At 71.9% G+C, this 26,367-nt stretch carries 26 protein-coding genes; 12 read left to right on the top strand and 14 right to left on the bottom strand.

Going from position 1 to position 26,367, the window contains the following annotated elements:
- The first annotated feature begins 61 nt into the window (after positions 1 to 61).
- From AB0B14_RS28485 to AB0B14_RS28475, 3 genes are all read left to right on the top strand, one after another.
- Positions 62 to 628, top strand: a complete 567-nt coding sequence (locus tag AB0B14_RS28485) for a SigE family RNA polymerase sigma factor (protein WP_357075448.1) — start codon at positions 62 to 64, stop codon at positions 626 to 628.
- Positions 625 to 2,088: a hypothetical protein gene (locus AB0B14_RS28480; RefSeq protein WP_357075445.1), complete on the top strand. Its 1,464-nt coding sequence runs from the start codon at positions 625 to 627 to the stop codon at positions 2,086 to 2,088. The genes AB0B14_RS28485 and AB0B14_RS28480 overlap by 4 nt, the downstream gene beginning before the upstream one ends.
- 109 nt (positions 2,089 to 2,197) lie before the next feature.
- Entirely contained in the window at positions 2,198 to 3,022 is an 825-nt protein-coding gene (locus AB0B14_RS28475) for a class I SAM-dependent methyltransferase (protein ID WP_357075443.1), read from the top strand.
- A gap of 191 nt (positions 3,023 to 3,213) precedes the next feature.
- Here the strand turns inward: AB0B14_RS28475 and AB0B14_RS28470 are convergent, their stop codons facing one another.
- A complete protein-coding gene (locus AB0B14_RS28470; RefSeq protein WP_357075440.1) occupies positions 3,214 to 3,687 on the bottom strand; it encodes a hypothetical protein in 474 nt (157 codons plus the stop codon).
- A gap of 150 nt (positions 3,688 to 3,837) precedes the next feature.
- Between AB0B14_RS28470 and AB0B14_RS28465 the strand changes: the two genes are divergently transcribed.
- Positions 3,838 to 5,121, top strand: a complete 1,284-nt coding sequence (locus AB0B14_RS28465; RefSeq protein ID WP_357075437.1) for an MFS transporter — start codon at positions 3,838 to 3,840, stop codon at positions 5,119 to 5,121.
- A 232-nt stretch (positions 5,122 to 5,353) separates the two neighbouring features.
- Here AB0B14_RS28465 and AB0B14_RS28460 read toward each other — a convergent pair whose 3' ends face one another.
- On the bottom strand, positions 5,354 to 7,060 hold the full coding sequence (locus AB0B14_RS28460) for a bifunctional metallophosphatase/5'-nucleotidase (protein WP_357075434.1): 1,707 nt from the start codon (positions 7,058 to 7,060) through the stop codon (positions 5,354 to 5,356).
- 258 nt (positions 7,061 to 7,318) lie between these two features.
- Here AB0B14_RS28460 and AB0B14_RS28455 point away from each other — a divergent pair, with 258 nt between their 5' ends.
- The gene (locus AB0B14_RS28455; protein ID WP_357075431.1) at positions 7,319 to 8,116 is read left to right on the top strand and encodes an alpha/beta fold hydrolase; all 798 of its coding nucleotides are present in this window, start codon (positions 7,319 to 7,321) and stop codon (positions 8,114 to 8,116) included.
- Between the two features lie 152 nt (positions 8,117 to 8,268).
- Here the strand turns inward: AB0B14_RS28455 and AB0B14_RS28450 are convergent, their stop codons facing one another.
- The 6 genes from AB0B14_RS28450 to AB0B14_RS28425 all read right to left on the bottom strand — a co-directional run bounded on the left by AB0B14_RS28450 (position 8,269) and on the right by AB0B14_RS28425 (position 11,460).
- Positions 8,269 to 8,928, bottom strand: a complete 660-nt coding sequence (locus AB0B14_RS28450) for a histone deacetylase (protein WP_357525154.1) — start codon at positions 8,926 to 8,928, stop codon at positions 8,269 to 8,271.
- Between the two features lie 10 nt (positions 8,929 to 8,938).
- Positions 8,939 to 9,718: a phosphodiesterase gene (locus AB0B14_RS28445; RefSeq protein WP_357075425.1), complete on the bottom strand. Its 780-nt coding sequence runs from the start codon at positions 9,716 to 9,718 to the stop codon at positions 8,939 to 8,941.
- 88 nt (positions 9,719 to 9,806) lie between these two features.
- Entirely contained in the window at positions 9,807 to 10,307 is a 501-nt protein-coding gene (locus tag AB0B14_RS28440; protein ID WP_357525152.1) for a hypothetical protein, read from the bottom strand.
- Positions 10,304 to 10,894, bottom strand: a complete 591-nt coding sequence (locus tag AB0B14_RS28435) for a CDP-alcohol phosphatidyltransferase family protein (RefSeq protein ID WP_357525150.1) — start codon at positions 10,892 to 10,894, stop codon at positions 10,304 to 10,306. Before AB0B14_RS28435 ends, AB0B14_RS28440 begins: the two co-directional genes overlap by 4 nt.
- Positions 10,891 to 11,118, bottom strand: a complete 228-nt coding sequence (locus AB0B14_RS28430) for a hypothetical protein (RefSeq protein WP_357075416.1) — start codon at positions 11,116 to 11,118, stop codon at positions 10,891 to 10,893. Before AB0B14_RS28430 ends, AB0B14_RS28435 begins: the two co-directional genes overlap by 4 nt.
- Positions 11,119 to 11,460 (bottom strand): helix-turn-helix domain-containing protein, encoded by a 342-nt coding sequence (locus tag AB0B14_RS28425; protein ID WP_357525148.1) that lies wholly within the window; start codon positions 11,458 to 11,460, stop codon positions 11,119 to 11,121. It abuts the gene before it with no gap.
- A 206-nt stretch (positions 11,461 to 11,666) separates the two neighbouring features.
- Here AB0B14_RS28425 and AB0B14_RS28420 point away from each other — a divergent pair, with 206 nt between their 5' ends.
- Positions 11,667 to 13,076, top strand: a complete 1,410-nt coding sequence (locus AB0B14_RS28420) for a sensor domain-containing diguanylate cyclase (protein WP_357525146.1) — start codon at positions 11,667 to 11,669, stop codon at positions 13,074 to 13,076.
- Between the two features lie 158 nt (positions 13,077 to 13,234).
- Here AB0B14_RS28420 and AB0B14_RS28415 read toward each other — a convergent pair whose 3' ends face one another.
- Together AB0B14_RS28415 and AB0B14_RS28410 are read right to left on the bottom strand one after the other, a co-directional pair.
- The gene (locus AB0B14_RS28415; RefSeq protein WP_357525144.1) at positions 13,235 to 14,296 is read right to left on the bottom strand and encodes an aspartate-semialdehyde dehydrogenase; all 1,062 of its coding nucleotides are present in this window, start codon (positions 14,294 to 14,296) and stop codon (positions 13,235 to 13,237) included.
- A gap of 6 nt (positions 14,297 to 14,302) precedes the next feature.
- The gene (locus AB0B14_RS28410; protein WP_357075403.1) at positions 14,303 to 15,568 is read right to left on the bottom strand and encodes an aspartate kinase; all 1,266 of its coding nucleotides are present in this window, start codon (positions 15,566 to 15,568) and stop codon (positions 14,303 to 14,305) included.
- Positions 15,569 to 15,826: 258 nt separating this feature from the next.
- Between AB0B14_RS28410 and AB0B14_RS28405 the strand changes: the two genes are divergently transcribed.
- Together AB0B14_RS28405 and AB0B14_RS28400 are read left to right on the top strand one after the other, a co-directional pair.
- Positions 15,827 to 16,615: a hypothetical protein gene (locus AB0B14_RS28405; protein ID WP_357525142.1), complete on the top strand. Its 789-nt coding sequence runs from the start codon at positions 15,827 to 15,829 to the stop codon at positions 16,613 to 16,615.
- 83 nt (positions 16,616 to 16,698) lie between these two features.
- Entirely contained in the window at positions 16,699 to 17,229 is a 531-nt protein-coding gene (locus tag AB0B14_RS28400) for a nitroreductase family protein (RefSeq protein ID WP_357525140.1), read from the top strand.
- Between the two features lie 12 nt (positions 17,230 to 17,241).
- On the opposite strand, the gene AB0B14_RS28395 is transcribed toward AB0B14_RS28400, so the two are convergent.
- Positions 17,242 to 18,225, bottom strand: coding sequence for an ArsR family transcriptional regulator (locus tag AB0B14_RS28395; RefSeq protein WP_357525138.1), 984 nt, complete (start codon positions 18,223 to 18,225; stop codon positions 17,242 to 17,244).
- A 78-nt stretch (positions 18,226 to 18,303) separates the two neighbouring features.
- Between AB0B14_RS28395 and AB0B14_RS28390 the strand changes: the two genes are divergently transcribed.
- Positions 18,304 to 19,575, top strand: a complete 1,272-nt coding sequence (locus AB0B14_RS28390; protein ID WP_357075391.1) for an MFS transporter — start codon at positions 18,304 to 18,306, stop codon at positions 19,573 to 19,575.
- A gap of 237 nt (positions 19,576 to 19,812) precedes the next feature.
- Entirely contained in the window at positions 19,813 to 21,564 is a 1,752-nt protein-coding gene (gene leuA, locus AB0B14_RS28385; protein ID WP_357525136.1) for a 2-isopropylmalate synthase, read from the top strand.
- 31 nt (positions 21,565 to 21,595) lie between these two features.
- On the opposite strand, the gene AB0B14_RS28380 is transcribed toward leuA, so the two are convergent.
- Positions 21,596 to 23,089, bottom strand: a complete 1,494-nt coding sequence (locus AB0B14_RS28380) for an MFS transporter (protein WP_357525134.1) — start codon at positions 23,087 to 23,089, stop codon at positions 21,596 to 21,598.
- A 107-nt stretch (positions 23,090 to 23,196) separates the two neighbouring features.
- On the opposite strand from AB0B14_RS28380, the gene AB0B14_RS28375 reads away from it, so the two are divergent.
- Both AB0B14_RS28375 and AB0B14_RS28370 read left to right on the top strand, forming a co-directional pair.
- Complete coding sequence (locus AB0B14_RS28375) at positions 23,197 to 23,853, top strand: HNH endonuclease family protein (protein WP_357075382.1); 657 nt, start codon at positions 23,197 to 23,199, stop codon at positions 23,851 to 23,853.
- A complete protein-coding gene (locus tag AB0B14_RS28370; RefSeq protein WP_357525205.1) occupies positions 23,829 to 24,218 on the top strand; it encodes a hypothetical protein in 390 nt (129 codons plus the stop codon). Before AB0B14_RS28375 ends, AB0B14_RS28370 begins: the two co-directional genes overlap by 25 nt.
- A gap of 60 nt (positions 24,219 to 24,278) precedes the next feature.
- Here AB0B14_RS28370 and AB0B14_RS28365 read toward each other — a convergent pair whose 3' ends face one another.
- Positions 24,279 to 25,379 carry an oligopeptide/dipeptide ABC transporter ATP-binding protein gene (locus AB0B14_RS28365; RefSeq protein ID WP_357075379.1) on the bottom strand — a complete coding sequence of 367 codons (1,101 nt, stop codon included), beginning with the start codon at positions 25,377 to 25,379 and terminating at the stop codon, positions 24,279 to 24,281.
- Positions 25,376 to 26,362 (bottom strand): ABC transporter ATP-binding protein, encoded by a 987-nt coding sequence (locus tag AB0B14_RS28360; RefSeq protein ID WP_357525132.1) that lies wholly within the window; start codon positions 26,360 to 26,362, stop codon positions 25,376 to 25,378. The genes AB0B14_RS28365 and AB0B14_RS28360 overlap by 4 nt, the downstream gene beginning before the upstream one ends.
- Between the last annotated feature and the right edge of the window lie 5 nt (positions 26,363 to 26,367).

Below are 26,367 nucleotides of genomic sequence, written 5' to 3'. Positions count from 1 at the left end.
GGCCTTCAACCTATCGACCCTCGACGGAGTCGTGATGGGTAACCAACCAAGGCGGGGGCTGATGGCAGTTGACGACGAGCATTTCCGAGAGTTCGTCGAGACGCGCTACATGGATCTCCTGCGCGTGGCGTACCACCTCACCGGGTCGGCGCAGGATGCCGAGGATCTGGTGCAGTCGGCGCTGGTGAAGGTGATGCGTCGGTGGCGTCGGGTCGACGACCCGATGGCGTACCTGCGACGGGTCATGATCAACCACCACATCAGCAGTTGGCGCCGCCACCGGGTGCACGAGGTGGTGACGTCGATCCTGCCGGACCGGTCCACCCGGGACATGACGGAGGCGGTGACCGAACGACACGCCCTGTACGAGGCGATGCGGGAGCTGACGCCCCGCACCCGGGCCGTGATCGTGCTCCGGTACGTGGTCGATCTGCCGGAGGTGGCGGTCGCCGCCGCCCTGGGCTGCTCGGTGGGGTCGGTCAAGAGCCGGGCGTCGAGAGGTCTGGCACGCCTGCGTCTGGCACTGGCGTCGGACGCGTCGTCGCCGGCAGAGGTGCCGACGACGGCCTCAGCGGCGGCCGATCCAGTACCGACCGGGACGACGACGATGACGGGGGCAACACCATGACTGTCGACGAGGAACTGGGCCGGGCCCTGGCCGAGCTGGGCAGGACCCTGACCCCGCAGCCGGATCCGTACGGTCGAGCCAGGGCGCGTTACCGACGGGACCGGCAGCGCCGCCGCAATGGGCTGGCCCTCGCTCTGGTGGTCTGCCTGGGCGGAGCGGCCTTCGCGATCGCCGACCCGGGCCGAACCACCCAACCGCCACCGGCAGCCGCGACCGAGTCCATCGCACCCGCGCTGGCCTGGTCGGACAAACTCCTCCAGTCGCCACCGCGCGGCGTCGTCGGCCAGGACAGCGGCTATGTCCGCCAGCTCTCCGAACTCCTGTTGGCCGCGCAGCGCCGGGGAGGCTTTCCCCGGGTGACGTTGCCGTTGAACGTGCTGGACACGCCGACCACGGTGAAGGTGCTGTTCGTCGACGACATCGGCGGCCGGCGGATCGCGCTCGCGGCCTTCGTCCGTGACCGGCCCGAGCCGGCCACCGACTGGTCGGGCCCCTCCGTGTGGCTGGTCGCCGACGAGGGTGCCGACGCCGACAAGCTGGCCAGCCCCGCCGCCGTACACAGCTTCGGCGACGGCCTGCAACCCTACGAGAGCCTCGCCCTGGACGCCCCAACGTCCATCCACGTGGCGATCGCACCCGCCGGGTGTGTCTTCCTCACCTCACCGTTGCCCAACGGCAGGGCGTTCCGGTGGACCCCGGAGCCGACCGGGTCCTACCTGATCCGTACCCCGCAGACCCAGCGGCCCGAGTGGTGGCGGGTCGACTGCGGCGCGGTGACGCGCAAGACAACCCCGGGTCCGGGTTCGCTGGCGCCCGAGCCGATCACCGACGCGCAGTTCGCGACCGCGATGTCCCGCGTACGCGGCGCTGTCCCGGAGCGGCGCGCCCGACCGCTGCTGTCGTCGTACGCCAAGTCGGAGGGGTACCGACTGACCGCCCTGCCGAGCGCGGTCTGGGGCGGGCAGGTCGCCGGCCTCCCCGCCCGCGCCGCCGGCGGATCGCCGGGCGCCGACGGGCACTCGTTGTACAGCGGCAAGGCGACGGTCCTGGCTGCTCCCGCGGCCGGCGGCGGCTGGGCCGGCGAGGTGACGATCGACCTCGATCAGCCACGGCCCGACGGCGTGGTCGGCACCAGCGCCACCTTCACCGTCCCGACGGACCCGACCGACCCCGCGAGCATCCTGGTTGTGTCGATCGGCAACGACGTCGGCGGCGGCGAGGGCGAGCGGTCCCTGCTGGTGGTGACGCCGGCGGCAGCCACCCAGGTACGAGTGGTGCAGGACGGGCGCGCGCGGACGACTGCGGTCAGCGGCTGCGGGGTGGTGTTGACCGTGCCCCACTCCGTGCCGGGCCTCGTCGTCGAGGCGCTCGACGCGTCCGGCCGGACGCTCGCCACCGGTCAGGTGGCCCGAGAGGGTGCGCCGTCGACACTTGAGACGGACACCTGGAACCAGGACTGAGCGTGCCCTGCCTGCCGAAACCACCGCCAACATAGGTACTTCTGCCGATCCCCCGAGGCGGTCAGCCACCTAGTGTCGGCTGCACCACTACCGTCTGAGGGGGACGCAGATGACCACCGCACTCGACTTCGACGCCGTGAAGACACGCCAGCAGGTGACCTGGGCCAGCGGCGACTACGGTGCGGTCGCCGCCCTCATCCATCCGATCTCCGAGTCGCTGGTGACGGCGGCCGACCTGTCGGCCGGTGCCCTCGTGCTGGACGTGGCGACCGGCTCCGGCAACGCCGCCATCGCCGCCGCCCGCTGCGGCTGCGTCGTGACCGGCGTCGACTACGTACCCGGGCTGTTGGAACGGGGTCGTCAGCGGGCGGCGGCGGAGCGGCTCCCGGTCGCCTTCGTGACCGGCGACGCGGAGCACCTGGCGCATCCCGACGGGACCTTCGACGCGGTGCTCTCCGTCGTCGGCGTGATGTTCGCCCCGGACCAGCAGCGGGCGGCTGCCGAGCTGGTCCGGGTCTGCCGCCCAGGCGGCACGGTGGCGCTGGCCTCGTGGACGCCCCAGGGATTCATCGGCGAGTTGTTCCGCACGGTGGCGCGGCACGTGCCGCCACCGCCGGGGCTACGCGCGCCCGTCGAGTGGGGCGACGAGGCCCGGGTCCGCGAGTTGCTCGGCGGGGCCGTGGGCGACCTGCGGACGGTACGCCGGGAGTTCGTCTTCCGCTTCGGCACACCCGAGGAGTTCGCCGACTTCTTCCGGGCCAACTACGGGCCGACGTTGAAGGCGTTCGAGGCGCTGCCCGAGGAACGGCGACCGCAACTGCACGCCGACCTGGTCAAGCTGGCGCGTACGCACAACCGAGCCACCGACGGCACGGTACGGATCCCGGCGGAGTATCTGGAGGTCGTGGCGCACCGGCTCGCCGACTCGGCCTGACGCCACCCCGCCACCGCTTCGATGACGCCGAACCGACCGAGGCGGCTGGGCCTTGGCCGCGCGACGTACGGCGGTCAGCCGACACCGAGGTCAGGGCCCTCGGCCGCCGGACGCACCACAGGCAGGTGGGGGGCCTCGGCCGCCGGACGCACGGCGGGCGGCCGCGACGCTGAGGCGGCCGCCTCCGCCGGTCAGTCCTGTCGTTCGGTGCGCTCGATCTCGGCGAACGCGGCCGCCAGGTAGTCGTTCAACGGCACGCTTGTCGTTGCCAACAGGTCGGCCACCAGGAGCGGGGCGTGCCGGGCCAGCGCCGACGCGTCCGGAGGCGACTCGTCGCTCTCGGGGTCGTACACGCCGAGGGCGCCGGCCAGCAGGACGAGCACCACGTGCGGGTCCACGTCCGAACGCCACCGCGCCGCGCCCTGCACGCAGCGGGTCAGCACCTGACGGATGTCGTCGCCGGTCAGCCCCTCCGGATGACTCTCCTCGAGCAGCAATCGGACCACCGCGCCGAGCACCAGGCCGGAACGCTCGTCGGCGGCAAGGTCACCGATCGCCTCCTCGTACGCCTGACCGTCGCGTGCCTGGGCGGCGGCGACGGCCGCGGTGGCGGTCACCGCGATGGCGCGGGCGGGAGCGGGCAGATGTCGCCAGGTGCCGGTCATCGGGCCAGCATCGCAGACCCGGCGGACACCGACGGACGCCACCAAACCGAATGGATCATCGTGGGATTGGTCACCTGACGCCTCCGGCGACGGCTGGGCGCGGCCAAAACGGTTCGCGTGCTGTCACACCTGGCGAACAGAATGCCGGACATGCTGCGTCGTGCCCTGCCCCGCCGAACGGAAGCCCGCCGGATCCTGCTCGGCACCCTGCTGTCGGCGATCGGGCGCGGTCTGACCCTGCCGTTCCTGTTCATCTACCTGACCGACGTACGTGGGCTCACCGACGCCCGCGCCGGGCTGGTGATCGGCTGGTACGGCGTGGTCACCCTGGCGTTGTCGCCGCTGGGCGGGACGCTCATCGACCGGATCGGCGCCCGCCGGGTGGTGGTGCCCTGCCTGCTGATCGAGGCGGTCGGCACCGGCTCGCTCGCACTGGTCCACTCGACCGGTTCGGCCCTGCTGGTGATGACGGTGATCGCCATCGGCAGCTCGGCGATCTGGTCCGGGCAGAACACGATCCTCGCGTCGTTGACCGACGACGGCGAGCGGCAACGCGTCTTCGGGCTGAACTTCGCCCTGCTCAATCTCGGTATCGGCATCGGTGGCATGACCTCCGGCGCGATCGTCGACACCGCCCGGCCGGGCACCTTCCAGGCGATCTACCTACTGGACGCGGTGACCTACCTACTGCCGGCGCTGATCCTGCTCACCCTGCCCGGCGTGGGTCACCGACTCGGCAGCCGTCGCGGCGTCGACGAACCATCACCCGGCGGCTACCTGACCGTGCTCCGCGACCGCCCGTTCCGACGGCTGGTGATCTTCGGATTGGTCCTCACCACCTGCGGCTACGCGCAGGTCGAGGTGGGCTTCGCCGCGTACGCGGTGCGAGTGGTCGAGGTGAACCCCCGGGTCGTGGCCTGGGCGCTCGCGGCCAACACCCTGATGATCGTGCTCGCGCAACTGCTGGTGATCCGCCGGATCGAGGGGCGCAGCCGCACCCGGGCGCTCGCCGTGGTGGGGGCGGTGTTCGCCGCCGCCTGGCTGGTCCTCGGCGCGGCCGGCCTGGTCACCCGCGAAAGTGCCCTGCTCGCCGCCGTGTGCGTGGTGGCCTGCTCGGCGATCTTCGGCTTCGGCGAGACGATGCTGTCGCCGGTGATGCCCGCGCTGACCAACGCGCTGGCCACGGACGAGCTACGCGGTCGGTACAACGCGATGAGCTCGATGATCTTCGGAATCAGCGGCGTGATCGGCCCGGTGACAGCCGGCCCACTCATCGGCGCCGCCGACGGCAGAGTCTGGGTGGCGACGGTGGTCGGCGGTTGCCTGGTCGCCTCGCTGGTCGCGCTCTCCCTGCGCCGGCTCCTCAGCGCCGAACAGGACGGCCTCGCGACCACCGCCCCGGCATCCCCCGCCCCCGCCCCCACCCCAGTCTGACCTCGAACACCCCCGCGTCTCGGCGCCCCGGCGCCCCGGCGGGCGCGGTGCGGGCGCGGGCACGAGCACCGCACGAGCACGGGCACGGGCACCGCACGAGCACGGGCACCGCACGAGCACGGGCACCGCACGAACGCGGGCACCGCACGAACGCGGGCACCGCAGACAACGTCGAGAACGGGTCGGGCCCCGGAGCGGGTGCTCCGGGGCCCGATGATCGCGGGGTCGGCCGTCAGGCGGCGGGAACCTCGGCGGTGGTGCGGATGCGGTCCAGCGTCGGTGCGGCGACCGGCGACTGGGCGGTCAGGTACGCCACGAACGCGTCCAGGTCGATCTGGCCGGTGACCTGGTTGGTCCCGCCGGTGAGGGCGCTGAAGCCGTCGCCTCCGCCGGCCAGGAAGTTGTTCACCGTCACCCGGTAGGTGGCGGCGGTGTCGACGGCGGTCCCGCCGAGGGTGAGGCTGCCCCGGACCACACGGGTGCCGGCGCACGGGTCGGCCACCGTGCCGGTGGTGCCGTTCGGGTCGACCACATAGCCCACGGTCGACGACGGGTACAGCGTGCGGTTGGTGACGAACTGCTGTTCCAGGACGCAGTAGAGCTGTGCGCCGGTCAGGTCCAGTGTCACCAGGTTGTTGGTGAACGGCTGCACCGTGAACGCCTCCTCGTAGGTGACCGGGCCGGCGTCGAGGTCGGCCCGGACCCCGCCGGGGTTCATGAAGGCGGCGACCGCGCCCTCTTCGTCGTCGGTGGCGGCGAGTTGGGCGTCGGCGATCAGGTTGCCCAGTGGGGATTCGCCCAGACTCGTACCGAAGAGGGTTTCCTGGCTCCGGGTGATCGCCTGGCTGGTCACGCCGACCTGGCGGCCGGCGACCGGGCCGAGCACCGTCTTGTAGTGGTTGATCAGTGCGGTCTGCTTCGGGTCCTTGGCCACGTCGCGGGTGACCACGACGTTGTTCGCGGCGGCGGAGACGACGTCACCGGACCGGCGGTCGATCTTGAGGTCGATGTCGGTGACCAGGCGACCGAACGAGCTGGCGCTGGTGACCAGCTTGCCGTTGATGTCGCAGTTGTACGCCTGGTGGGTGTGCCCGCTGACCACCACGTCGATCGACGGGTCCATCCGGTTGGCGATGTCCACGATGGGCCCGGTCATGCCGACGCAGTCGTTGATGCCACCGGTCGCCGCCTGGGTGCCGCCCTCGTGCAGCAGCACGACGATCGCCTGTACGCCCTTGCGGCGCAGCTCACGAGCGTACCGGTTGGCGGTGTCCGCCTCGTCGGCGAAGGTGAGGCCGGCGACGCCCTGCTGGCTCACGATCTGCGGGGTGCCCTCCAGGGTCATCCCGATGAAGCCGACCTTGACGCCCTGCACCCTGTGGATCGCGTACGGTGCCAGCAGCGGCTTGCCGGTGGCGGTCTTGAAGGCGTTCGCGGACAGGTACTTGAAGCCGGCGCCCCGGTAGGGGGTGCCGTCGGCGCAGCCGTCCACCGGGTGGCAGCCGCCGTTCTGGATCCGCAGCAGCTCGGCGGCGCCCTCGTCGAACTCGTGGTTGCCGACGCTGGCGTAGTCCAGCCCGGCCATGCTCAGCGCCTCGATTGTCGGCTCGTCGTGAAACGCGGCGGAGAGCAGCGGGGACGCGCCGATCAGGTCACCGGCGGCGACGGTGATGGTGTTCTTCTTCTTGGCGGCGGCGCGCAGCTCGGCCAGGTGGGTCGCCAGGTATTCGACGCCGCCCGCGGTCTGCCCGGCGATGGTGCCACTGGACCCGGTCGGCGGTTCGAGGTTGCCGTGGAAGTCGTTGAGGGCCAGCAGGGTGACGTCGACCGGCTTCGGTCGTGCGTCGGCCTGCTCAGGGCTGGTGGCGACCGCACCGAACGCGGCCACCGCGAGCGCGGTCAGGCCAACAGCGGCCCGTCGCATCCCGGTTATGTACATGGATCTCCTTGTGAGAATCGGTGCCCGCGGGGCCCGGCCGCTGGGTCGACCGGGCCGCCGCGCGACACCGTCGTAAGGGTCGCGGTTGGCGGCGGTTAGGGGATGGCCGCCTGCCCCGACAGCCTCTCATCCGGACGCCGCCGGGTCGACCCGGAGCTGCGGGTACGCCTGCGACAGGCGGTTACCGCGGTCTGGCAGACATCGTCGTACCCAGGGTCTAGAAAGGACGGGATGGTGAGCGCGGACGGAGGCAGCATCGTGAGCGAGACGACACCGACGGTGGAGCAGGTGCGATCGGCGGACGGCACGCCCATCGCGTTCGAACGGTCCGGCACCGGGCCCGCGATCGTCCTGGTCGGCGGCGCGTTCAGTGATCGTGGTGCGACTCGCGAGCTGGCCGCGGCGTTGGCACCGGATTTCACCGCTTTCGGCTATGACCGCCGAGGGCGGGGCTTCAGCGGCGACACCGCGCCCTACGAGATCGGTCGCGAGATCGACGACCTGGCGGCCCTGATCGCGGCGGCCGGTGGCTCCGCCGCCGTCTACGGGATCTCCTCCGGCGCGGTGCTGTCCGCCCTCGCCACCGCGCAGGGCCTTCCGGTGACCAGGTTGGCCCTGTTCGAGCCGCCGTTCCAGGTCGGTCCGCACGTGGGCGTCTGGAGGGATCTCACCGCGCGCCTCATCGAGCTGATCGCCGCCGACGACAGGGACGGCGCGGTGCAGCTCTTCCTCAGCGACTCGGTGGGGCTGCCGGCGGAGGAGATCACCAGGATGCGGTCGCAACAGATGTGGGGCGGGCTTACCGCAATCGCGCACACCCTGGTGTACGACTCGATCGTCACCGCCGGGGGGCGACTGCCGGCCGACCGGCTGGCGGCCATCACCGTGCCGACGCTCACCGTGCACAGCACCGGCAGTCCACAGTGGCTGCGGGACGCGAGTGGGGCCGCGGCCGAGGCGGTTCCGGGCGGCCGGTCCATCAGCCTCGACGGTGGCTACCACGACGTGCCGCCGGCAACGCTGGCTCCCGCGCTGCGCGAGTTCCTGCTCGGTTGACGGCCACCGACCCAACGGGCCAACCGGCGGCCAACGGGTCAGCCCGCGGCCAACGGGCCAACCGGCGGCCAACGGGTCAGCCCGCGGCCAACGGGCCAACCGGCGGCCAACGGGTCAGCCCGCGGCCAACGGGTCAGCCGGCGGCCAACGGGTCAGCCGGCGGCCAACGCCTCGGTGACCAGGGCGGCGACGGCGTCGGGCGGCCAAGCATCGGCCACACCGGGTCGGGCGGCCAGATAGCTGGTGATCCGCTCGGCTGGCCAGCCGTGTGCCTCACGCAGACCGCGGGCGATCATGCCGAGGTAGCTGGGCGCGGGTGGCCGGCACCGCACGGCCGACGCCCCCTCGGGCGCGGTGAAGGTGAGCAGGGGGACGCCGCCGTGGCTGCCGGGGCAGACCAACGTCTCGTACCGCCCGGGGCCGAGTGTCGCCCGCCCGCTGGCGACGGCCGCCTCGATCGCGGCGTCGGTCGCGGGGATCAGGTCCGGGACCAGGTCGGCGGCACCCGCCGGGCGGTACATCTCCTGGGCGGCGATGTCGGCGAACTGCTCCCTGGTGACCAGGTAGGCGCGGGCCGCGGCCTGGCCTGGCAGGTGCGGATCGTAGAAGGCCATGCCTCCGGTCCAGGCGCGGGACTCGCCGGCGAAGTAGATCCCGCCGGGCAGCGACACCGGGACCGACCGGCTCGGTGGGCGCCGGTCGCGGCAGCCCGGGTACGTCCGCCTCCCACCGGGCGGGCAGCCGCCACCGATGTACCACGCCAGGCGGGCGGCGTGCATGTTCGAGCCGTACGCGACGTACCAGAGCACCACGACGGCGTCCTCAGGACGTGCAGGTCTGACCGGCCGAGTGGCTCACCTGCACGGTGTGTGTCACGCAGCCACCCGCCTCGACCAGGTGCAGCAGGAAGGCGGTTGGCTCCTCGACCCAACCGATCTGGTCGTCGGCGCTCATGGTGAGCGTGGCCTGCCTCCACGTGCTGGGTGCCACGGTGAGCACCGTGCCCGCGTACCCGGTGGTGACCGGGCGGTGCAGGTGGCCGGCGGCTACCCGGACGACGTGCGGGTGTCGCCTGATCACCTCGGCGAGCGCGTCACCGTCGGCGAGGCGGATGGTGTCGGCCACGGGGATGCCGACCGCGACGGGCGGGTGGTGCAGACAGAGCACGGCGGGCACCTCGGGTCGCCCGGCCAGCACCCCGTCGAGCCAGCCGAGCTGTTCCTCGCCGAGTTGGCCGCCGTCGCTGCCGGCGACGAGCGAGTCGAGCACCACGACAGTCGCCGCCTCGTGGTCGACGTGGTAATAGGCGGAGAAGCCGCCACCGAGCCACGGTGTGCCCCCGAAGGCGTCGAGCAGTGCCTCACGGTCGTCGTGGTTGCCGGGGGCCAGGTAGACCGGCAGCGGGAACCGGCCGATCAGCTCGCGCAGCGCCTCGTACTCGTCCGGCCGGCCGTGATCGACCAGGTCACCGGTGATCACCACGCAGTCGGGGCGGGGCCGCAACGCCAGCACCCGGCCGAGCGCACGGTGCAGCCCGGCGGCCGGCGCGGCGGCGAGCAGACCGGTGGTCAAATGGGGATCACTGAGCTGAGCGATGAGCATGGGCGGCTCGCCTCCTCGGTGTCGAGGGCTTCACGCTATCGCCGGGGCGCGCAGTTGCGGGGGTGACCAGATCGGCCCTGGCACCGTTTCAGTAGCCGGCGAGCTGCGGGGCCAGCGCGATCGTGACGAAGCGGATCGCCCGGCCCAGCAAGCACGTCAGGGCGAAGGCGGCCGGGCGCATGGGTGTGCGTCCCAGGTAGACGCTGGCGGCCAGCAGCGGTGGAAGGCCGGTGACGGCGCTGACCAGGAGCATGCCGTTGGACTGGCGGGGGCGTTCCAGCACCTCGACGAGTCGCGCTCCGGCCGCCTTCGGACGCGCCAACATAGTGCCCAGTCGGCCCCGTTGCCGCGGCGCGGTGGTCGGACGTCCGCTGAGCCGCTGTCGCAGCCACGTCGAACGGATCGCGCCGCGCGCACCGAGGAAGATCAGGACCTTGCCGACGGTCTGACCGGCAGCGGCGGCCACGCCGAGCGCCACGGGCGGCGTGCTTGTCGTCGTCACGGCCGCGATCAGGTACGGCTCGGCCGGGGTGAACGGCAGGAAGGCCGACAGCAGCCCGACGGCCGCAGCCACCAGGACGGCGATCATGGCCGGGTGGGTGGAAGGCCCGCCGGGAGCCTGGCGGCGCAGATCAACGAGACGACCTTCACCGCGGCGACCGCGAGGGCGAACGTGACGGCCACGGCCGTCGGCGCGAAGATCGCCAGCAGCACCACCGCGGCGGTGTTCAGCGCCTTCGCCGGGGGAGACCAGTTCCACAGGTAGATGCGGTGGTCGACGCTGGCGAAGTAGTTCGGGCTGAGCAGTGGCCACCGCAGGAACATCAGGCTCAGCAACTGGTCGATGACCATGAACTGGACCAGGAACACCGCGATCGGCAGGGCCGTGGCCGGCCGCAGCACGATCAGCGCGGCGGCACAGGCCGACGTGCAGGCACGGTCCGCGACGATGTCGAAGACCGCTCCGGTACGCGTCTCCTGGCCCAGCGCCCGCGCGGCGACACCGTCGAGGATGTCGCCGATCCAGTAGACCAGGTAGGCGGCGATCAGCAGGTGCGCGCTGCGGTGACTCAGCGACGCCACGGCGAGCCCGACGGCACCGGCCGTGCGTACGGCGGTGATGGCGTTGGGGACGTTGAGCAGCGTGACCGGCGGGCTGAGGCTGAGGGTGGTCATTCGGCGTCCTTGAGGATGCGTTGCATGTCCGCGGTGCGCCGGTTCAGGTCGGTCAACTGCGCGCTCACGTCGGCGAGCAGGCGCTGCGTCTCGGCGGCCTGCTCGGCGTACTGCCGCTGGAGCTCGCCCGCCAGCGCGGTTCGTGTGCGGACGCCCGCATACCAGACACCCGAGATGATCAGGGCGGCGACGACGACGAGGAAGACCGAGGCGGTGACGTCCATCTAACTGTGTCCATTCGGTACGGCATCGCCGTCTCCGGCGGTGCTCAGGGTCGTGGCGGCGGCCGCCACCACGTCGGGCGTGAGGTGCAACGAGAACGGCGTCGTCTCGTAGTACTTGAGTGCCTTGCCGTCTTCGGACAACTCCAGGTGCGCGGTGACCAGCCCGGCCTTCTCCAGCTTCTTCAGGTGCACCTGCAGCAGTGCGCGGCTGATGCCCAGATCGCGGGCGAGCTGTGAGACGTAGACACGTCCGCCGGTCAGTGCGGCGAGCACCCGCAGTCGGTGCGGGCTGGCCAGCGCGGCGAGGACCTCGACCAGCCGATCACCGCTCAGCTCACCCATAGCTCACCTTGGCTCATGCCAACTATTATTGGCAGGCGCAAGCGGAATCGTCAACTGCCACGCCCGATGACACCGCCCACAGGCTGTGTCCACAGCCTGTGGATAGCACGTGTGTACGAAGCCCGGCCGTCCCCGCCGCCGTGAGTACGCTTGATCGCGCGGCTCGGCGCCGGCCGGGCCCCTCCCCTACCTGGAACGACGTGCGAGTGGATCATCAGCGAGTCATCCGTGACGTCACCGTCCACCTCCCGATGGCGTCGAGCGTTGCGGAAGCCTGTCGGTGGACGGTCACCGCGCTGTCCCGTCACACCCCCGCGACCATCTCCGTGCTGCTCGCGGTCCACGACCGCCTGCGCTGCGTCGCGGCGACCGGGGCGTGGCAGGTCTTCGCGACCGTGCCGGCACGAAGCGGCATCGTCGGGCGGGTGTACGCCACCGGCAGCCCCGCCGTCGTTGCGGACGTGACAGTCGACCCGGACTACCTTCCGGTACGCCCGGACGTGACCGCCGAGCTGTGCGTACCGGTGCTGGACCCGGCGGGCCGGGCGATCGGCGTGCTCGACCTGCAGTGGAGTGAGCCAGCCGACCTGGAGCTGTGGCGCGAGACGACGCAGCGGCTGGCCGACCGGCTCGGCGCGCGGATCGCCGCACTCGGCGGCCCACCCGAGGAGAGCCGCAGCGAGAAGCTGCTCCGGCACACCGCCGCACTCGCCACCGCGCTCACCGAGGCCGAGCTGATGGGCGCGGCGGCCCGCGCCGCCCGGGAGGTCTCCACCCTCTCCACCGCGGTGTTCCTGCTCGCCGACCAGCTCAGCCCATCCCCGGTGACGCCGAACGACCTGGAGACCCAGATCCGCGCCGAGCTGACCGAGGCCGGTCCGGCCGCCCTGGACCGGATGGTCGACCGGGCACACCGGTACGGCGCCGGATACACGCTGGGCGAGGCGGGGCATCCGCCGACCGAGGACTACCGGCCGCTGACCCGGGCGGGGGTGCAGACGCTTGTCGCCGTACCGGTCGGGCCGCCGGAGGCCGGCGGGGTGCTGCTGGTCGCCGACGAACGCGCCCTGCGCCCGGACCCGACCACGGTCAGCCTGATGGAACTGCTCGCCGGGCAGGCCTGGACCAACCTCGACCGGCTCCGCACGCTGGCCCGACTACGGGAGCAGGCCAGCTCCGACCCGCTGACCGGGTTGCGGCACACCGGCCCGTTCGGGCAGCGGATCGCGGCGGCGACGCCGGGGCGTACGGCGCTGCTGGCGATCGACGTGGACGGCTTCAAGATCGTCAACGACACGTACGGGCACCAGGCCGGCGACCGGGTGCTTGTCGGGTTGGCCCGCGCGCTGGAGGAGGCGCTCCGGCACGGCGACGAGCTGTACCGGATCGGCGGTGACGAGTTCGTCGCGGTGATCGAGGTGAGCCGCCCCGAGGAGGCGGTCCGGATCGCCGAACGGCTGACCGAGGCGGCCCGACGCATCGGCCGCACGATCAGCGTGGGCGTCGCACTACCCCACCCCGGCGAAACGCCCGACCGCACCCTGAAGAGAGCCGACCAGGCCCTGTACGCGGTAAAACGCCAAGGCCGAGACGGAGTCCTCCTCTCCGCAGCCTGACCCACCCCCACAACCCCCCGCCCCCGCCCCCCGCCGGCGTCGATCAAGGAGTTGTGGTGCCCCGCAAAAGGCTTAGAGCTGGATAATTCACCCACCACAACTCCATGATCGACCGCGATGGCGGGGCGCGGACCGCGATGGCGGGGCGCGGGGCGGGGTTAGGGGGTTCTTAGCTCTTTGGCTAGGAGCTCGGCTATTTGGGCTGTGTTGAGGGCTGCGCCCTTGCGGAGGTTGTCGCCGGTGACGAAGAAGTCGAGGGCGCGGGGGTCGTCCAGGGCGCGGCGGATCCGGCCGACCCAGGACGGGTCGGTGCCGACCGCGTCGATCGGCATCGGGAACTCCCCGGCGGCGGGATCGTCGACCAGGATCACCCCTGGCGCGTTGCGCAGTGCCTCGCGGGCGCCCTCGGCGTCGACCTCGGTGCCGAAGACGGCGTGCACGGCCACCGAGTGGGCGGTGACCACCGGCACCCGGACGCAGGTGGCGGACACCTTGAGGTCGGGCAGACCGAGGATCTTCCGCGACTCGTTGCGGATCTTCATCTCCTCCGACGACCAGCCGTCGTCGGCCGCCGAGCCGGCCCAGGGCACCACGTTGAGCGCCAGTGGAGCCGGGAACGGGCCGAGGTCATCGCCGACCGCCTGGCGGACGTCGCCGGTGCGCGATCCGAGCGCGCGGTCCCCGGCAACCTTGGTGAGCTGGTCGTGCAGGATGTCCACGCCGGCCTGGCCGGCACCGGAGACCGCCTGGTAGGAGGCGAGCACCAGCTCCCGCAGGCCGTACTCGCGGTGCAGGGGCGCCACCGCGACGATCATCGCGAGGGTGGTGCAGTTGGCGTTCGCGATGATGCCCCGGGGCCGCTCGCGGACCTGCTCGGGGTTGATCTCCGGAACGACGAGCGGGACGTCCCGGTCCATCCGGAACGCGCCGGAGTTGTCGACGGCGATCGCGCCGCGGCGGACAGCGATCGGCGCCCACTCGGCGGAGACCTCGTCGGGCACGTCGAACATCGCCACGTGGACCCCGTCGAACGCCTCCGGGGTCAGCGCCTGGACGACGATGTCCTCACCTCGGCAGCGCACCCGCTTTCCGACCGAGCGTTCGGAGGCGAGGAGCCGGATCTCACCCCAGACGTTGCGGCGCCCGGAGAGCAGCTCGCACATGACGGTGCCGACGGCACCTGTCGCTCCGACCACGGCGAGGGTGGGCAGCGCCGACATCGGCCGCTACCTACCTGTCCCCGCGTAGACCACGGCTTCGGTATCGCCGCCCAGCTCGAACGCGTCGTGGATGGCGCGGACGGCGGCGTCGAGGTCGGTGTCCCGGCAGACCACGGAGACCCGGATCTCGGAGGTAGAGATCATCTCGATGTTGACCCCAGCGGCACCGAGCGCGGCGAAGAAGCCGGCGGCCACACCGGGGTGCGAGCGCATGCCGGCGCCGATCAGGGAGACCTTGCCGACGTGGTCGTCGTAGAGCAGGCCCTTGAACTTGACCGGCTCCTGGATCTTGCTGAGCGCGGCCATCGCGGTCGGACCGTCGGCCTTGGGCAGGGTGAACGAGATGTCCGTCCGGCCGGTGCCCTCGGTGGAGACGTTCTGCACGATCATGTCGATGTTGATCTCGGCACCGGCGACGGTGTCGAAGATCCGCGCGGCGGCACCCGGCTCGTCGGGCACCCCGACGATCGTGATCTTGGCCTCGCTGCGGTCGTGTGCGACCCCGGTGATCAGTGCCTGCTCCACGGAAGGGTCCTCCATCGATCCGGTGACCATCGTGCCGGTGTTGGTCGAGTATGACGAACGAACGTGGATCGGCAACCCCGCCCGCCGGGCATACTCCACGCTACGCAGGTGCAGCACCTTCGCGCCGCACGCGGCCAGCTCCAGCGTCTCCTCGTAGGTGATCTGCCGGATGTGTCGGGCGTTGGGCACGATCCGTGGGTCGGCGGTGAAGATGCCGTCCACGTCGGTGTAGATCTCGCACACGTCGGCGTGCAGGGCCGCGGCGAGCGCCACGGCGGTGGTGTCCGAGCCGCCCCGGCCCAGCGTGGTGACGTCCTTGGTGTCCTGCGAGACACCCTGGAAGCCGGCAACGATGACCACCGACCCCTCGTCGAGCGCGCCCTTGAGCCGCCCGGGGGTGACGTCGATGATCCGGGCGCGGCCGTGCACCGAGGTGGTGATCACGCCGGCCTGCGAGCCGGTGAACGAGCGGGCTTCGTACCCCAGGTTGTGGATGGCCATGGCGAGCAACGCCATGGAGATCCGCTCGCCGGCGGTGAGCAGCATGTCCAGCTCGCGGCCCGGCGGCAGCGGGCTGACCTGGTTGGCCAGGTCCAGCAGCTCGTCGGTGGTGTCCCCCATCGCGGAGACCACCACCACCACGTCGTCGCCGGCCTTGCGGGCGTCGACGATGCGCTCGGCCACCCGCTTGATCCGCTCGGCGTTGGCGACGGAGGACCCGCCGTACTTCTGCACCACGAGTGCCACGACTGTGCACTCCCTCCCAGCGACCCTGAGCGTGCCGACGCCGCCGGAACCGGGGCCGGCGGCGCGTGTCAGACCCCTTGAGGGTATCCGGCGGGTAACGACCCCGGGTCAGGTGATCCCACCATCCGGCCCGCGCGGGGCCGGCCGGGCCGGTCCCACCAGCTCCGGCGGTACGCCGAAACGGCCACGTCCGACACGCCGACACGAACCGGTACGCGCAGGTCGCACCCGACCGCCCGCACCCACCAGAATGGGCCGGTGCCCGTCCTCACCCGCTCGGCCGGCCGCGTGCTCGGGCCGCTCGTGTTCGCCCTGCCCGCCCTGCTGCTCGCCTGCACCGACGCGCAGCCGCCGACCCCGCCGCCCGCCGATCCGGGGCCGGTCGCGGTGGACGCCGCGCGCGACGAGCTGGCCACGCTTGCCGCAGCCGCCCAGGATCGCCACCTGGTGGCGCAGTACGTGTACGCCGAGACGGGCAAGCCGGACCGCACCATCGCGTTCACCAGCGCGAACGACGGCAGTTGGCGGGTCGACGTGCCGGGCGGCGCGCTGGGTGGCACCGCCGACATCTCGATGGCCGCCACGAGCGACGGGCTGTTCCAGTGCGCCCTGCCCTCGGCCGGCCGACCGGAGCCGGCGAGCTGTGTACGCCTCGGTGAGCGCGACGACGCGATCCCGCGCCGGGCGGACCCCCGGATCCAGCACCTGCTCACCGACTGGCTGGACGTGCTCACCGACCGCCGCTCACCACTGGCGGTGGCGTCCGCCAACCCACCCGAGGGCCTCACCGGCACCTGCTACTCGGTGGACTCCACCTCGGCGTCGCTCAACGCCCCGCTGGACGTGGGCATCTACTGCTACGACCGGGACGGCACACCGACCGGTGTACGGACCGAGGCCGGGACGCTGAGACTTGCCGCACCGCCGGGTGCGGCACCGGCCACCGTGCAGTTGGCGGGGCCGGTGGTCGTCGACCGCGACCCGCTCGACATCGCGGCGCCCCCGAGCCCCGATCCGTCGGGCAGTCCTAGCGCGGGAACGCCCTGATCTTCATCCCGTTATGGGTGGTCTTGCCCACATTTGGCCGATGCGACCAAGGCGGCGAATCGCCCATCGGGAACACTTCACCCATGGCCGATCTCACGCCGCTGCTCGCCTTCCGCTGGAGCCCACGCGCCTTCGACCCGAGCGCCGAGTTGACCCCGGACGAGGCAGCCTCGCTGCTGGAGGCGGCACGCTGGGCGCCGTCGACCGACAACGAACAGCCCTGGCGGTTCGCCCTCGGCCACCGGGACGACGACACCTGGAAGCGGATCCTGATCAATCTTCCGGCCGGCGACCAGGGGTGGGCTCGACACGCCGCGACCCTGGTGGTCGGCGCGCACACCGGCGGCGACGCCGAACGGGCCGCGTACGACCTCGGTCAGGCGATGGCCCACCTGACCCTCCAGGCCACCGCGCTCGGCCTGCACGTGCGGCAACTGACCCGCTTCGACCAGATCGGCCTCGGCACCGAACTCGACCTGCCCGGGGGCGTGCGCCCGCTGGTGGTCGCCGCCGTCGGCCGCCTCGGCGACCCGTTCGCCCTGCCGGCCGATCTGCGCGCCAGGGAGACCGGCCTGCGGCACCGCCGCCCGGTCGCCGATCTGCTGCTGCGCTGACCGACAGCCGACTCAGCCGCCGCTGGCCCGCAGCAGGACCCGCGCGGCGTCGGTGTTGCGGTAGAGGACGTGTCGGCCCTGTCGGGACCTGGTGACCAGGCCCGCGGCGTGCAGGGCGGCCAGGTGCTGGGAGACGTTTCCGGCGGACATCGCGGCGAGGCGGGCGAGGTCGGTGGTGGTCGTCGCCGTGTCGAGCAGGTGCAGCAGCGCGGCCCGGCCGGGGCCGATCACCCGGGCCAGCGGGTCGCCGGGCGGTGGCCCGGCCGCCTCCCAGAGCGTCCCGACCGCCCTCACCGGGTACACGCCGGCCGGCAGCGAGTCTTCCAGCAGGTTCCACAGCACCCGCCGATCGGTGAACACGCCCGGATTTAGCGCCAACCCGCGACCACGGAGATCGAAGTCCCGTTCGAACGGGTCGTCGCTGACCACCCGGTCGCCGAGCCAGCGCAGGCTCGGGTGGAGCTGCTCGAACAGCCGGCCGGCGCCGCCCTCGGCGAGCTGCGCGGCCCGGTACGCCACGTCCGCGTCGAGCAACGCGCGCATCCGGGGCCAGTCCGGGGCGATCGCCTCGTCGTGCCAGACCCGCACCGCGTCGACGAGCTGGGGCAGCAACCCACCGGGGTCGGTGAGCAGCGCCCGCCCGAACGGGCCCAGCGGCCTACGCGGAGTGGTCGCCAGCAGGTCCTGGACCACCACGGCCGGCGGCGTCGCGGCGATCTGGTCGAGCTGCTCGGCCAGCTGCGCGTTCGGCCGGGCCGCCGGGGTGAGGAAGTCGGGCAACCACCGACGGGGCAGGGTCAGCTCCACGAGCGGTCGGACCCGGGTGGCCACCTCCGGGCGACGCAGCGTCGCCCGGGCCCGGTCGATCCAGGGCAGGTGCACCGCGTAGCGGACCGGGTCGGCAAGCGCCCACATGCTCATGACCGTCTCGTTGGCCGGCGACACGGCGAGCCGCACGCCTGCCACGTCGGCCAGGCAGAACCGCAACTCGGACACGCGCACCCCCGGGAGCAGGATTCGGTTCAGCCTAAAAGAATCGACCGACCTCGTGGGGGCCCGGTTCACTCAGCGGCCATGGGGACCAGAGACACCATCCGCACCGCCGTCCGAAACGTCGTACCGCCGGCCGGGCTGACCCGCGCCCTGGCCGTACAGGCGATGATCAGCGCCGTCGGTAGTGGCCTGTTCCACGCCGGCAGCGCCGTCTTCTTCACCCGGGCGCTCGGGCTCAGCGCCGCACAGGTCGGGCTGGGGCTGTCCATCGCGGCGGGGGTGTCGCTGCTGGGGACCGTGCCGCTGGGCGGTCTCACCGACCGGTACGGACCGCAGCGGGTCTGGATGGTCGGGATGGTGCTGGACGCGGCGCTGTTCGCGAGCTACCCGCTGGTGGGCGGCTTCGCCAGCTTCCTCGCCGTGGTGGTGGCGCTGGCCGCCGTGGACGCCGCGACCGGCGTGGCCCGCCAGGTCTACTCGATCAACGCGCTGCCCCCGGCCGAACGGGTGACGGCGATGGCCTACCAGCGTTCGTCACTGAACGTCGGATTCGGGCTGGGCGCGGTGATCAGTGGCCTGGTGCTGGCGGTGGACACCATCGAGGCGTACCGGGGAATGGTCTGGTTCATCTCGGCGGTCTTCCTGGTCACGGCGCTCTTCGTGCGGCGACTGCCCCGGCTGCCGCAGGTGACCCGGCCGACGGAGCCGATGAGTCGACTCGCCGTGCTGCGCGACCGCCCGTTCCTGGCGGTGACCCTGCTGTCCGGGCTGCTCACCGCGCACCAGACGCTCTACCTGACGGTGCTGCCGCTGTGGATCCTCAGCCACACCGACGCCCCGAAGACGGTCATCGCCGGGCTGGTGCTGCTCAACACGGTCCTGATCGTGCTGCTCCAGGTGCGTGTCAGCCGGAGCGCCGACACCGCGCCGGGCGCGGCGCGGGCCTCCCGCCGGGGCGCCCTGCTGATCGCCCTGTTCTGTCTGGTCCTGCCGATCTCCGGGGTCACCCGGGGCCCGCTCACCGTGGTGGTGCTGGTGGCCGCCGCGACGTTGCTGATCCTGGCCGAGTTGATCGAGTCGGCGGGCTCCTGGGGGCTCACCGCCACCCTGCCGCCGGCCGCCCAGCGCGGCGCGTACGTGGGGGCGTTCCGGCTCGGCAAGCAGTTGCAGTACCTGGTCGCCCCGGCCGCGCTGACCGCGCTCGGGGTGAGCACCGGCGGGTGGGGCTGGTTACCGACAGCAGCGATCTTCGTGCTGATCGGAGTGGCTGTGGTACCCGTGGTGGCCTGGGCCGAGCGGACGCCGCGGCTGGGTGCCGAGGCCCCGGAGCCGACCAGGATCCGAGTCCCATAGTCCGGACCAGCCTTTCCACCCTCCGTTCCATCACGTAGGGTGACTTGGTCATGTGGCGGGCGCTTCTCCTCCTTAGCCGCCGCGACGAGGCCTGACCGGCCGGCACCTCGTCGCGGAGTCGCATCGCGCCGTCCAGCACATCCGATTTTCCTCTCGGCACCGCCGCGCATCGTCGCCCGGCAGCGCGCCGACACCTTCCGATCTGCTGACGCCACATGTTCCAGGGAGCACTCTGAGATGGCTCAACCTGCCACCGACGCCGAGACCGATCCGATCGCCCGGCAACGCCCGAGCCGGATGCCGTACCACCGCTACCAGCCGTACCGGGAGCAGTTCCGGGTCGAGCTGCCGGACCGCACCTGGCCCACCCGCACCGTCGACGCCGCCCCCCGCTGGTGCGCGGTGGATCTGCGCGACGGCAACCAGGCCCTGATCGACCCGATGTCGCCCGAGCGCAAGCGCCGGATGTTCCAGCTGCTCGTCCAGATGGGCTACAAGGAGATCGAGGTTGGCTTCCCGTCGGCCAGCCAGACCGACTTCGACTTCGTCCGGCAGCTCATCGAGCAGGACATGATCCCGGACGACGTGACCATCCAGGTGCTCACGCAGTGCCGGGAGCACCTGATCGAGCGGACGTTCGAGTCGCTGCGCGGTGCGAAGCGGGCCATCGTGCACTTCTACAACTCGACGTCCACCCTCCAGCGGCGGGTGGTCTTCGGGCTGGACCGCGACGGCATCGCCGACATCGCCACGACCGGGGCGCGGCTCTGCCAGAAGTACGCCGAGATCCACACCCCGGACACCGAGATCTTCTACGAGTACTCGCCGGAGTCGTACACGGGCACCGAGCTGGAGTACGCGCTGGAGGTCTGCTCCCGGGTGATCGACGTGATCGACCCGACCCCCGACCGGCCGCTGATCATCAACCTGCCGGCCACCGTCGAGATGGCCACGCCGAACGTGTACGCCGACTCGATCGAGTGGATGCACCGGCACCTGCCGCGCCGGGACAGCGTGGTGCTGAGCCTGCACCCGCACAACGACCGGGGCACCGGGGTGGCCGCCGCCGAGCTGGGCCTGCTCGCCGGCGCGGACCGCATCGAGGGCTGCCTGTTCGGCAACGGCGAGCGCACCGGCAACGTGGACCTGGTGACGCTGGGGCTCAACCTGTTCTCCCAGGGCATCGACCCGATGATCGACTTCTCGAAGATCGACGAGATCCGGCGAGCTGTCGAATACTGCAACCAACTGCCGGTGCACGAGCGCCACCCGTACGCGGGCGACCTGGTCTACACCGCCTTCTCCGGCTCCCACCAGGACGCCATCAAGAAGGGCTTCGACGCCCTCGCCGCCGACGCCGAGGCCGCCGGGGTGCCGATGGACGAGCACACCTGGGCCGTGCCGTACCTGCCGATCGACCCGAAGGACCTGGGCCGCACCTACGAGGCGGTCATCCGGGTCAACTCGCAGTCCGGCAAGGGCGGCATCGCGTACATCATGAAGAGCGAGCACCAACTGGACCTGCCGCGCCGGCTCCAGATCGAGTTCTCCGGGGTGGTGCAGCACGTCACCGACCACGACGGCGGCGAGGTCGACCCGGGCGCCATGTGGGAGATCTTCGCGACGCACTACCTGCTCGACCACCAGCCCGACCCGGCGGTCCGGTTGAGCGGTTACACGATCGGCACCACCGACGGCAAGGTCGAGATCGACGCCCAGGTCGTCGTGGGCGCCGAGCGGCACTCGCTCGCCGCGGTCGGCAACGGCCCGATCGACGCGTACGTGAACGCGCTGCAGTCGGTCGGGGTGGGCGTGCGGGTGCTCGACTACCACGAGCACGCGCTGTCCTCCGGTGGGGACGCGCAGGCCGCCGCGTACGTGGAGTGCGAGGTCGACGGTCGGACGGTCTGGGGTGTCGGCACCGACGCCAACATCGTCACCGCCTCGATCAAGGCGGTCACCAGCGCCGTCAACCGCGCCCGCGGCTGACCACCCCGCGCCGCGTCCCCGAGGTGGTTTCCTACCTCGGGGGCGTGGCGGCGGGCAGCGAGTGGCAGGGCTGCGACGGTGGGGCCGCGCGGGGCGGCCGGTGCACGAGCACGAGGGCCAGCACCGCCCCGGCCAGCAACAACCCCGCGCACCAGACCATGGCACCCCGGAACGCGTCGGTCAGCTCGGCCTTCTGCGCGTAGCCGCTGCCGGACAGGCCGACGAGCAGCGGCAGCGCCGCCACCGCGAGCAGGCCGCCGGCCCGGGACGCGGCGTTGTTGAAGCCGCTTGCCACCCCGGAGAACCGGTCCTGCACGGCGGCCAGCACCGACGCGGTCAGCGGTGCCACCACCAGGGTCAGCCCGATGCCGAAGAGCAGCACCCCGGGCAGCACGTCGGCCCAGTACGACGCGCCCGGTCCCACCCGGCGCAGCAGCAACAGGCCGACCGCGGCGACCACCGGCCCGACGGTCAGCGGCAGCCGGGGGCCGATCCGCGCGGACAGCGCGCCCGCCCGGGCCGACCCGGCCAACAGCAGCAGGGTCATCGGCAGCAACGCGATCCCGGTCTGGAAGGCCGACCACTCGACCACGTTCTGCAGGTAGACGGCGAAGAAGAAGGTGAAACCGCCGAGCGCCGCGTAGACGACCACGGTGAAGATGTTCAGCACCGAGAAGAGCCGGCTGCCGAACAGCCCGGTGGGCAGCATCGCGGCGTCGCCGCGCCGCCGTTCCAGCAGCACGAAGGCCACCGCGGACAGCACCCCGACCAGCGCCGCGACCAGCACCGGGGCCGAGTCGAAGCCCCGCGCCGGGGCGTCGACCAGGGCGTACGTGACACCGGCGAGCGCGAGCGCGCCGAGCAGGGCTCCCCCGATGTCGAACCGCCGACGGGTCCGACCCGGCCCCGCCGTCCGGGAGGCGCTCTCGTCCCGGCTCTCCGGCACCCACCGCATCGTGGCCAGCACCACCAGCACGGCGATGGGCAGGTTGAGGAAGAAGATCCAGCGCCAGGACAGCGCGTCGATCAGCCAACCCCCGATGAACGGGCCCAGCGCGGTGGACACCCCGGACAGCCCGGCCCAGGCCCCGATCGCCCGGCCCCGGTCGTCCGGGTGGAAACTGGCCTGGAGCACCGACAGTGAGCCGGGTGTGAGCAGCGCGCCCCCGGCACCCTGGAGGAACCGGGCCGCGATCAGCCAACCGGTGCCCTGAGCCAGCCCGCACAGCACCGAGGCGGCGGTGAACCAGACCACCCCGATGAGGAAGACGCGTCGCCGACCGAAGCGGTCCCCGAGGGCGCCGCCGAGCAACACGAACGCCGCGAGCATCAGCAGGTAGCCATTGACGGTCCACTGCAGATCTGCCACGTTCGCGCCGAGGTCCTGCCCGAGCTTCGGCAGCGCCACGTTGACGACCGTACTGTCGAGGAAGACCATGCCGGAGGCGAGAACGGCGGCGAGCAGCGTCCCCCGGCCGGCGGAGGTGCCCATCCGGAGGGCGGACGCCGGTGCGGGTGCGCTCATGCAACCAATCTGCCTTGCATCATGTGGGAGACGCCACGAAACGCCGAAACCATCCCCGGGTACTGTGCGCAATCGCCGGGAGACCGCAAGCTGGAGAGGTGTCGTCTGTGCGTACCAGATCAGGACCGCGAGTGGCGGCGACCGCGCTCGCCGCGGCGCTGGCGCTCGGCGTGGCCGGTTGCGTCCCACCGGACGAGCCGGACGTCCCGCCGCCGAGCGACGGTGGCAACGCCGCGCAACAGCTCGGCCAGCTCACCGTCGCCACCGCCGGCTCGATGAAGGGCTACAGCCGGGACCACTTCCCGCACTGGCGGGACACGGGCAAGAACTGCGACGTGCGGGACAGCATCCTGCAGCGCGACGGCAAGGACGTGAAGCTCTCCGGCTGCAACGTGGTCGGTGGGCGCTGGGAGAGCGTGTACGACGGCCGCAGCGCCGCCGATCCCGCCGATGTGGACATCGACCACATGGTGCCGTTGGCCAACGCATGGCGCTCGGGTGCCGACGAGTGGGACGACCAGAAGCGCGGCGACTTCGCCAACGACACGACACGTCCGCAGCTCATCGCGGTTTCCGCGTCCTCCAATCGGGCAAAGGGTGACCAGGACCCGTCCCAGTGGAAGCCGGCGAACCGGGAGTACTGGTGTAAGTACGCCGAGAGCTGGGTGACGGTCAAGCACTACTGGCGGCTCACGGTGACCAGCGCCGAGAAGGCCGCCCTGACCGACATGTTGGAGGGCTGCTCAGTGGGAGGCGATTCGTGACCGCCGCCGAGGCGGGCGGCCCGGCGGCCGCCGGCATGACCGCGGACGGCACCGCCGAGACCCCCGCCGCCGTGCCGGGTGCCGGCATGGTCGCGGATTCCGGCGGCGCGGCCGGCCCGCAGAGCCGCACCAGCGACATCGTGACCGGCCCCGGCGGCGTGATGACCGATGAGGTCGGCGTCGTCACCGGCGACCTGACGCTGCGCACCGAGTACGCGGACGGCAAGGTCACCCTGCGGGTGCAGTACAAGGACGCGGATGAGTGGTATTTGGTGACCGGCACGTCTGTCGCGCTTGCCGATCCGGCGGGGCTGGACGCGGTGCACGGCGTCGCGGTGGGCCTGCTGCACCGCCCCGAGGGCTGAGCCACCCAAATCATCCACCCGTCCCAGGGGCCGTCCGTTTCCGGACGGCCCCTGGCGGCGTCACGGGGTGGGGATCAGCTCGCCCGGCGGGTCGACCGGGCCGGTGCCCTCGGTCGGGCGGACCAGTTCCACCTCGACCTCGTGCGGCCGGATCCGGCCGGCGGCGATGTCCTCGGCGAAGTGGCAGGCCACCCGGTGCCCACCGACCACGTCGCGCAGTTCCGGCCGCTCGTCGGCGCACCGGGTCGGCTGCGCCCACGGGCACCGGGTGTGGAACCGGCAGCCCGACGGCGGGTTGGTCGGCGACGGCAGGTCACCGGCGAGCAGGATCCGCTCCCGGCGGTCCTCCACCAGCGGGTCGGGCACCGGCACCGCGGACATCAGCGCCCGGGTGTACGGGTGCATCGGCTCGCGGTAGAGGTCGTCGCTGGACGCCTCCTCGACCAGCCCGCCGAGGTACATGACGCCCACCGTGTCGGCGATGTGCCGCACCACCGCCAGGTCGTGCGCGATGATCAGGTAGGTCAGGCCACGCTCGTTCTGCAGGTCCTCCAGCAGGTTGAGCACCTGGGCCTGGATCGACACGTCAAGCGCGGAGACCGGCTCGTCGGCGACGATCAGGTCCGGGTTGAGCACCAGTGCGCGGGCGATGCCGATCCGCTGGCGCTGGCCACCGGAGAACTCGTGCGGGTACTTGCTGAGGGCCGACGCGGGCAGGCCGACCGCCTCCAGCGTCTCGCGCAGCTTCCGGTTGGTCTCGACCTTGTCGCCGGCCAGCCCGTGCGCCTTGAGCCCCTCCACCAACAGCGACTCCACCGACTGTCGGGGGTCGAGGCTGGAGAGCGGATCCTGGAAGATCATCTGCATCCGGCGGCGGGCCTTCCGCATCGCCTCGCCCTTGAGCGCGCGGACGTCGGTGCCGTCGAAGACGATCTCGCCCTCGGTCGGCTCGACGAGCCGCAGCAGGCCGCGACCCAACGTCGACTTGCCGCAGCCCGACTCGCCGACCAGGCCGTACGTCTCGCCCTTGCGGATGCTCAGCGACACCCCGTCCACCGCGTAGACGTACCCGATGGTGCGGTCGAAGAGCAGGCCGCTCTTGATCGGGAAGTGGACCTTGACGTCGCGCAGCTCGATCAGGGGTTCGGTCTGTTCGGTCATCGGACCGCCACCTCCTCGGAGACGGGGTTGTTGCAGCGGAGGTGGCCGCCGGTTGCGGTGGGTTCGAGCGGCGGCGGCCCTTCCAGGCACGCGTCCACGACGTTGTCGCAGCGCGGCGCGAACGCGCACCCCTCGGCCCACGGGATGTTGTCGGCGACCGACCCGCGGATCGCGTGCAGTCGCTCACCGCGCGGTGAGTCCAGCCGGGGCACCGAGTTGAGCAGCCCGTGCGTGTACGGGTGCCGGGCGTGCCCGAACAGCTCGTGCCGTCGGTTGCGCTCGACCACCTTGCCGCCGTAGAGGACGTTGACGGTGTCGCAGAGCCCGGCCACCACGCCCAGATCGTGCGTGATCATGACCAGGGCGGTGCCGGTCTCGTCGACCAACTGCTTGAGCAGGGTGAGGATCTGCGCCTGGATGGTCACGTCGAGCGCGGTGGTCGGCTCGTCGGCGATCAGCAGCCGAGGCTTGCAGGCCAGCGCGATGGCGATCAGCGCACGCTGGCGCATGCCGCCGGAGATCTGGTGCGGGTACTCACTGAGCCGCCGCTGCGGGTCGGGGATGCCGACCGCGTCCAGCAGGTCCCGCGACTCGCGCAGCGCCTGCTTGCGGTCCCGGCCCTGGTGACGTTCCAACACCTCGGCCACCTGGACCCCGATCGGGATGACGGGGTTCAGCGAGGAGAGCGGGTCCTGGAAGATCATGCTGATCTCCCGGCCGCGTCGGTCACGCATGTCGTCGGGTCGCAGCTTCAGCAGGTCGGTGCCGTCGAAGAGCACCTCCCCGGTGACCCGGTTACCGCGTTTGGGCAGCAGGCCCATGATGGCCAGGCTGGTCACGCTCTTGCCGCAGCCGGACTCGCCGACCAGGCCGACCGTCTGCCCCGGCTCCACCGTGAAGCTGACCTTGTCCACGGCGGTGAAGGGCCGCTCGCCGCGCCGCTGGAACACGACGCTCAGGTCACGGACGTCGAGCAGGCTCATCGGGT

The organism is Micromonospora sp. NPDC049171, assembly GCF_040648275.1.
Taxonomy (GTDB): domain Bacteria; phylum Actinomycetota; class Actinomycetes; order Mycobacteriales; family Micromonosporaceae; genus Micromonospora.
The sequence above is the reverse complement of the archived record's forward strand: the minus strand, read 5'-3'. Positions and strand labels throughout refer to the sequence as shown.

What these genes read in the sequence shown, in the direction of transcription:
- AB0B14_RS28445 (WP_357075425.1), bottom strand. Translation starts at nt 9,718, where the DNA reads ATGCTCATCGCTCAGCTCAGTGATCCCCATTTGACCACCGGTCTGCTC.
- AB0B14_RS28460 (WP_357075434.1), bottom strand. Translation starts at nt 7,060, where the DNA reads ATGTACATAACCGGGATGCGACGGGCCGCTGTTGGCCTGACCGCGCTC.
- leuA (WP_357525136.1), top strand. Translation starts at nt 19,813, where the DNA reads ATGGCTCAACCTGCCACCGACGCCGAGACCGATCCGATCGCCCGGCAA.
- AB0B14_RS28485 (WP_357075448.1), top strand. Translation starts at nt 62, where the DNA reads ATGGCAGTTGACGACGAGCATTTCCGAGAGTTCGTCGAGACGCGCTAC.
- AB0B14_RS28415 (WP_357525144.1), bottom strand. Translation starts at nt 14,296, where the DNA reads ATGTCGGCGCTGCCCACCCTCGCCGTGGTCGGAGCGACAGGTGCCGTC.
- AB0B14_RS28365 (WP_357075379.1), bottom strand. Translation starts at nt 25,379, where the DNA reads ATGACCGAACAGACCGAACCCCTGATCGAGCTGCGCGACGTCAAGGTC.
- AB0B14_RS28440 (WP_357525152.1), bottom strand. Translation starts at nt 10,307, where the DNA reads ATGATCGCCGTCCTGGTGGCTGCGGCCGTCGGGCTGCTGTCGGCCTTC.
- AB0B14_RS28475 (WP_357075443.1), top strand. Translation starts at nt 2,198, where the DNA reads ATGACCACCGCACTCGACTTCGACGCCGTGAAGACACGCCAGCAGGTG.
- AB0B14_RS28400 (WP_357525140.1), top strand. Translation starts at nt 16,699, where the DNA reads ATGGCCGATCTCACGCCGCTGCTCGCCTTCCGCTGGAGCCCACGCGCC.
- AB0B14_RS28435 (WP_357525150.1), bottom strand. Translation starts at nt 10,894, where the DNA reads ATGACCACCCTCAGCCTCAGCCCGCCGGTCACGCTGCTCAACGTCCCC.
- AB0B14_RS28380 (WP_357525134.1), bottom strand. Translation starts at nt 23,089, where the DNA reads ATGAGCGCACCCGCACCGGCGTCCGCCCTCCGGATGGGCACCTCCGCC.
- AB0B14_RS28465 (WP_357075437.1), top strand. Translation starts at nt 3,838, where the DNA reads ATGCTGCGTCGTGCCCTGCCCCGCCGAACGGAAGCCCGCCGGATCCTG.
- AB0B14_RS28360 (WP_357525132.1), bottom strand. Translation starts at nt 26,362, where the DNA reads ATGAGCCTGCTCGACGTCCGTGACCTGAGCGTCGTGTTCCAGCGGCGC.
- AB0B14_RS28470 (WP_357075440.1), bottom strand. Translation starts at nt 3,687, where the DNA reads ATGACCGGCACCTGGCGACATCTGCCCGCTCCCGCCCGCGCCATCGCG.
- AB0B14_RS28425 (WP_357525148.1), bottom strand. Translation starts at nt 11,460, where the DNA reads ATGGGTGAGCTGAGCGGTGATCGGCTGGTCGAGGTCCTCGCCGCGCTG.
- AB0B14_RS28430 (WP_357075416.1), bottom strand. Translation starts at nt 11,118, where the DNA reads ATGGACGTCACCGCCTCGGTCTTCCTCGTCGTCGTCGCCGCCCTGATC.
- AB0B14_RS28390 (WP_357075391.1), top strand. Translation starts at nt 18,304, where the DNA reads ATGGGGACCAGAGACACCATCCGCACCGCCGTCCGAAACGTCGTACCG.
- AB0B14_RS28480 (WP_357075445.1), top strand. Translation starts at nt 625, where the DNA reads ATGACTGTCGACGAGGAACTGGGCCGGGCCCTGGCCGAGCTGGGCAGG.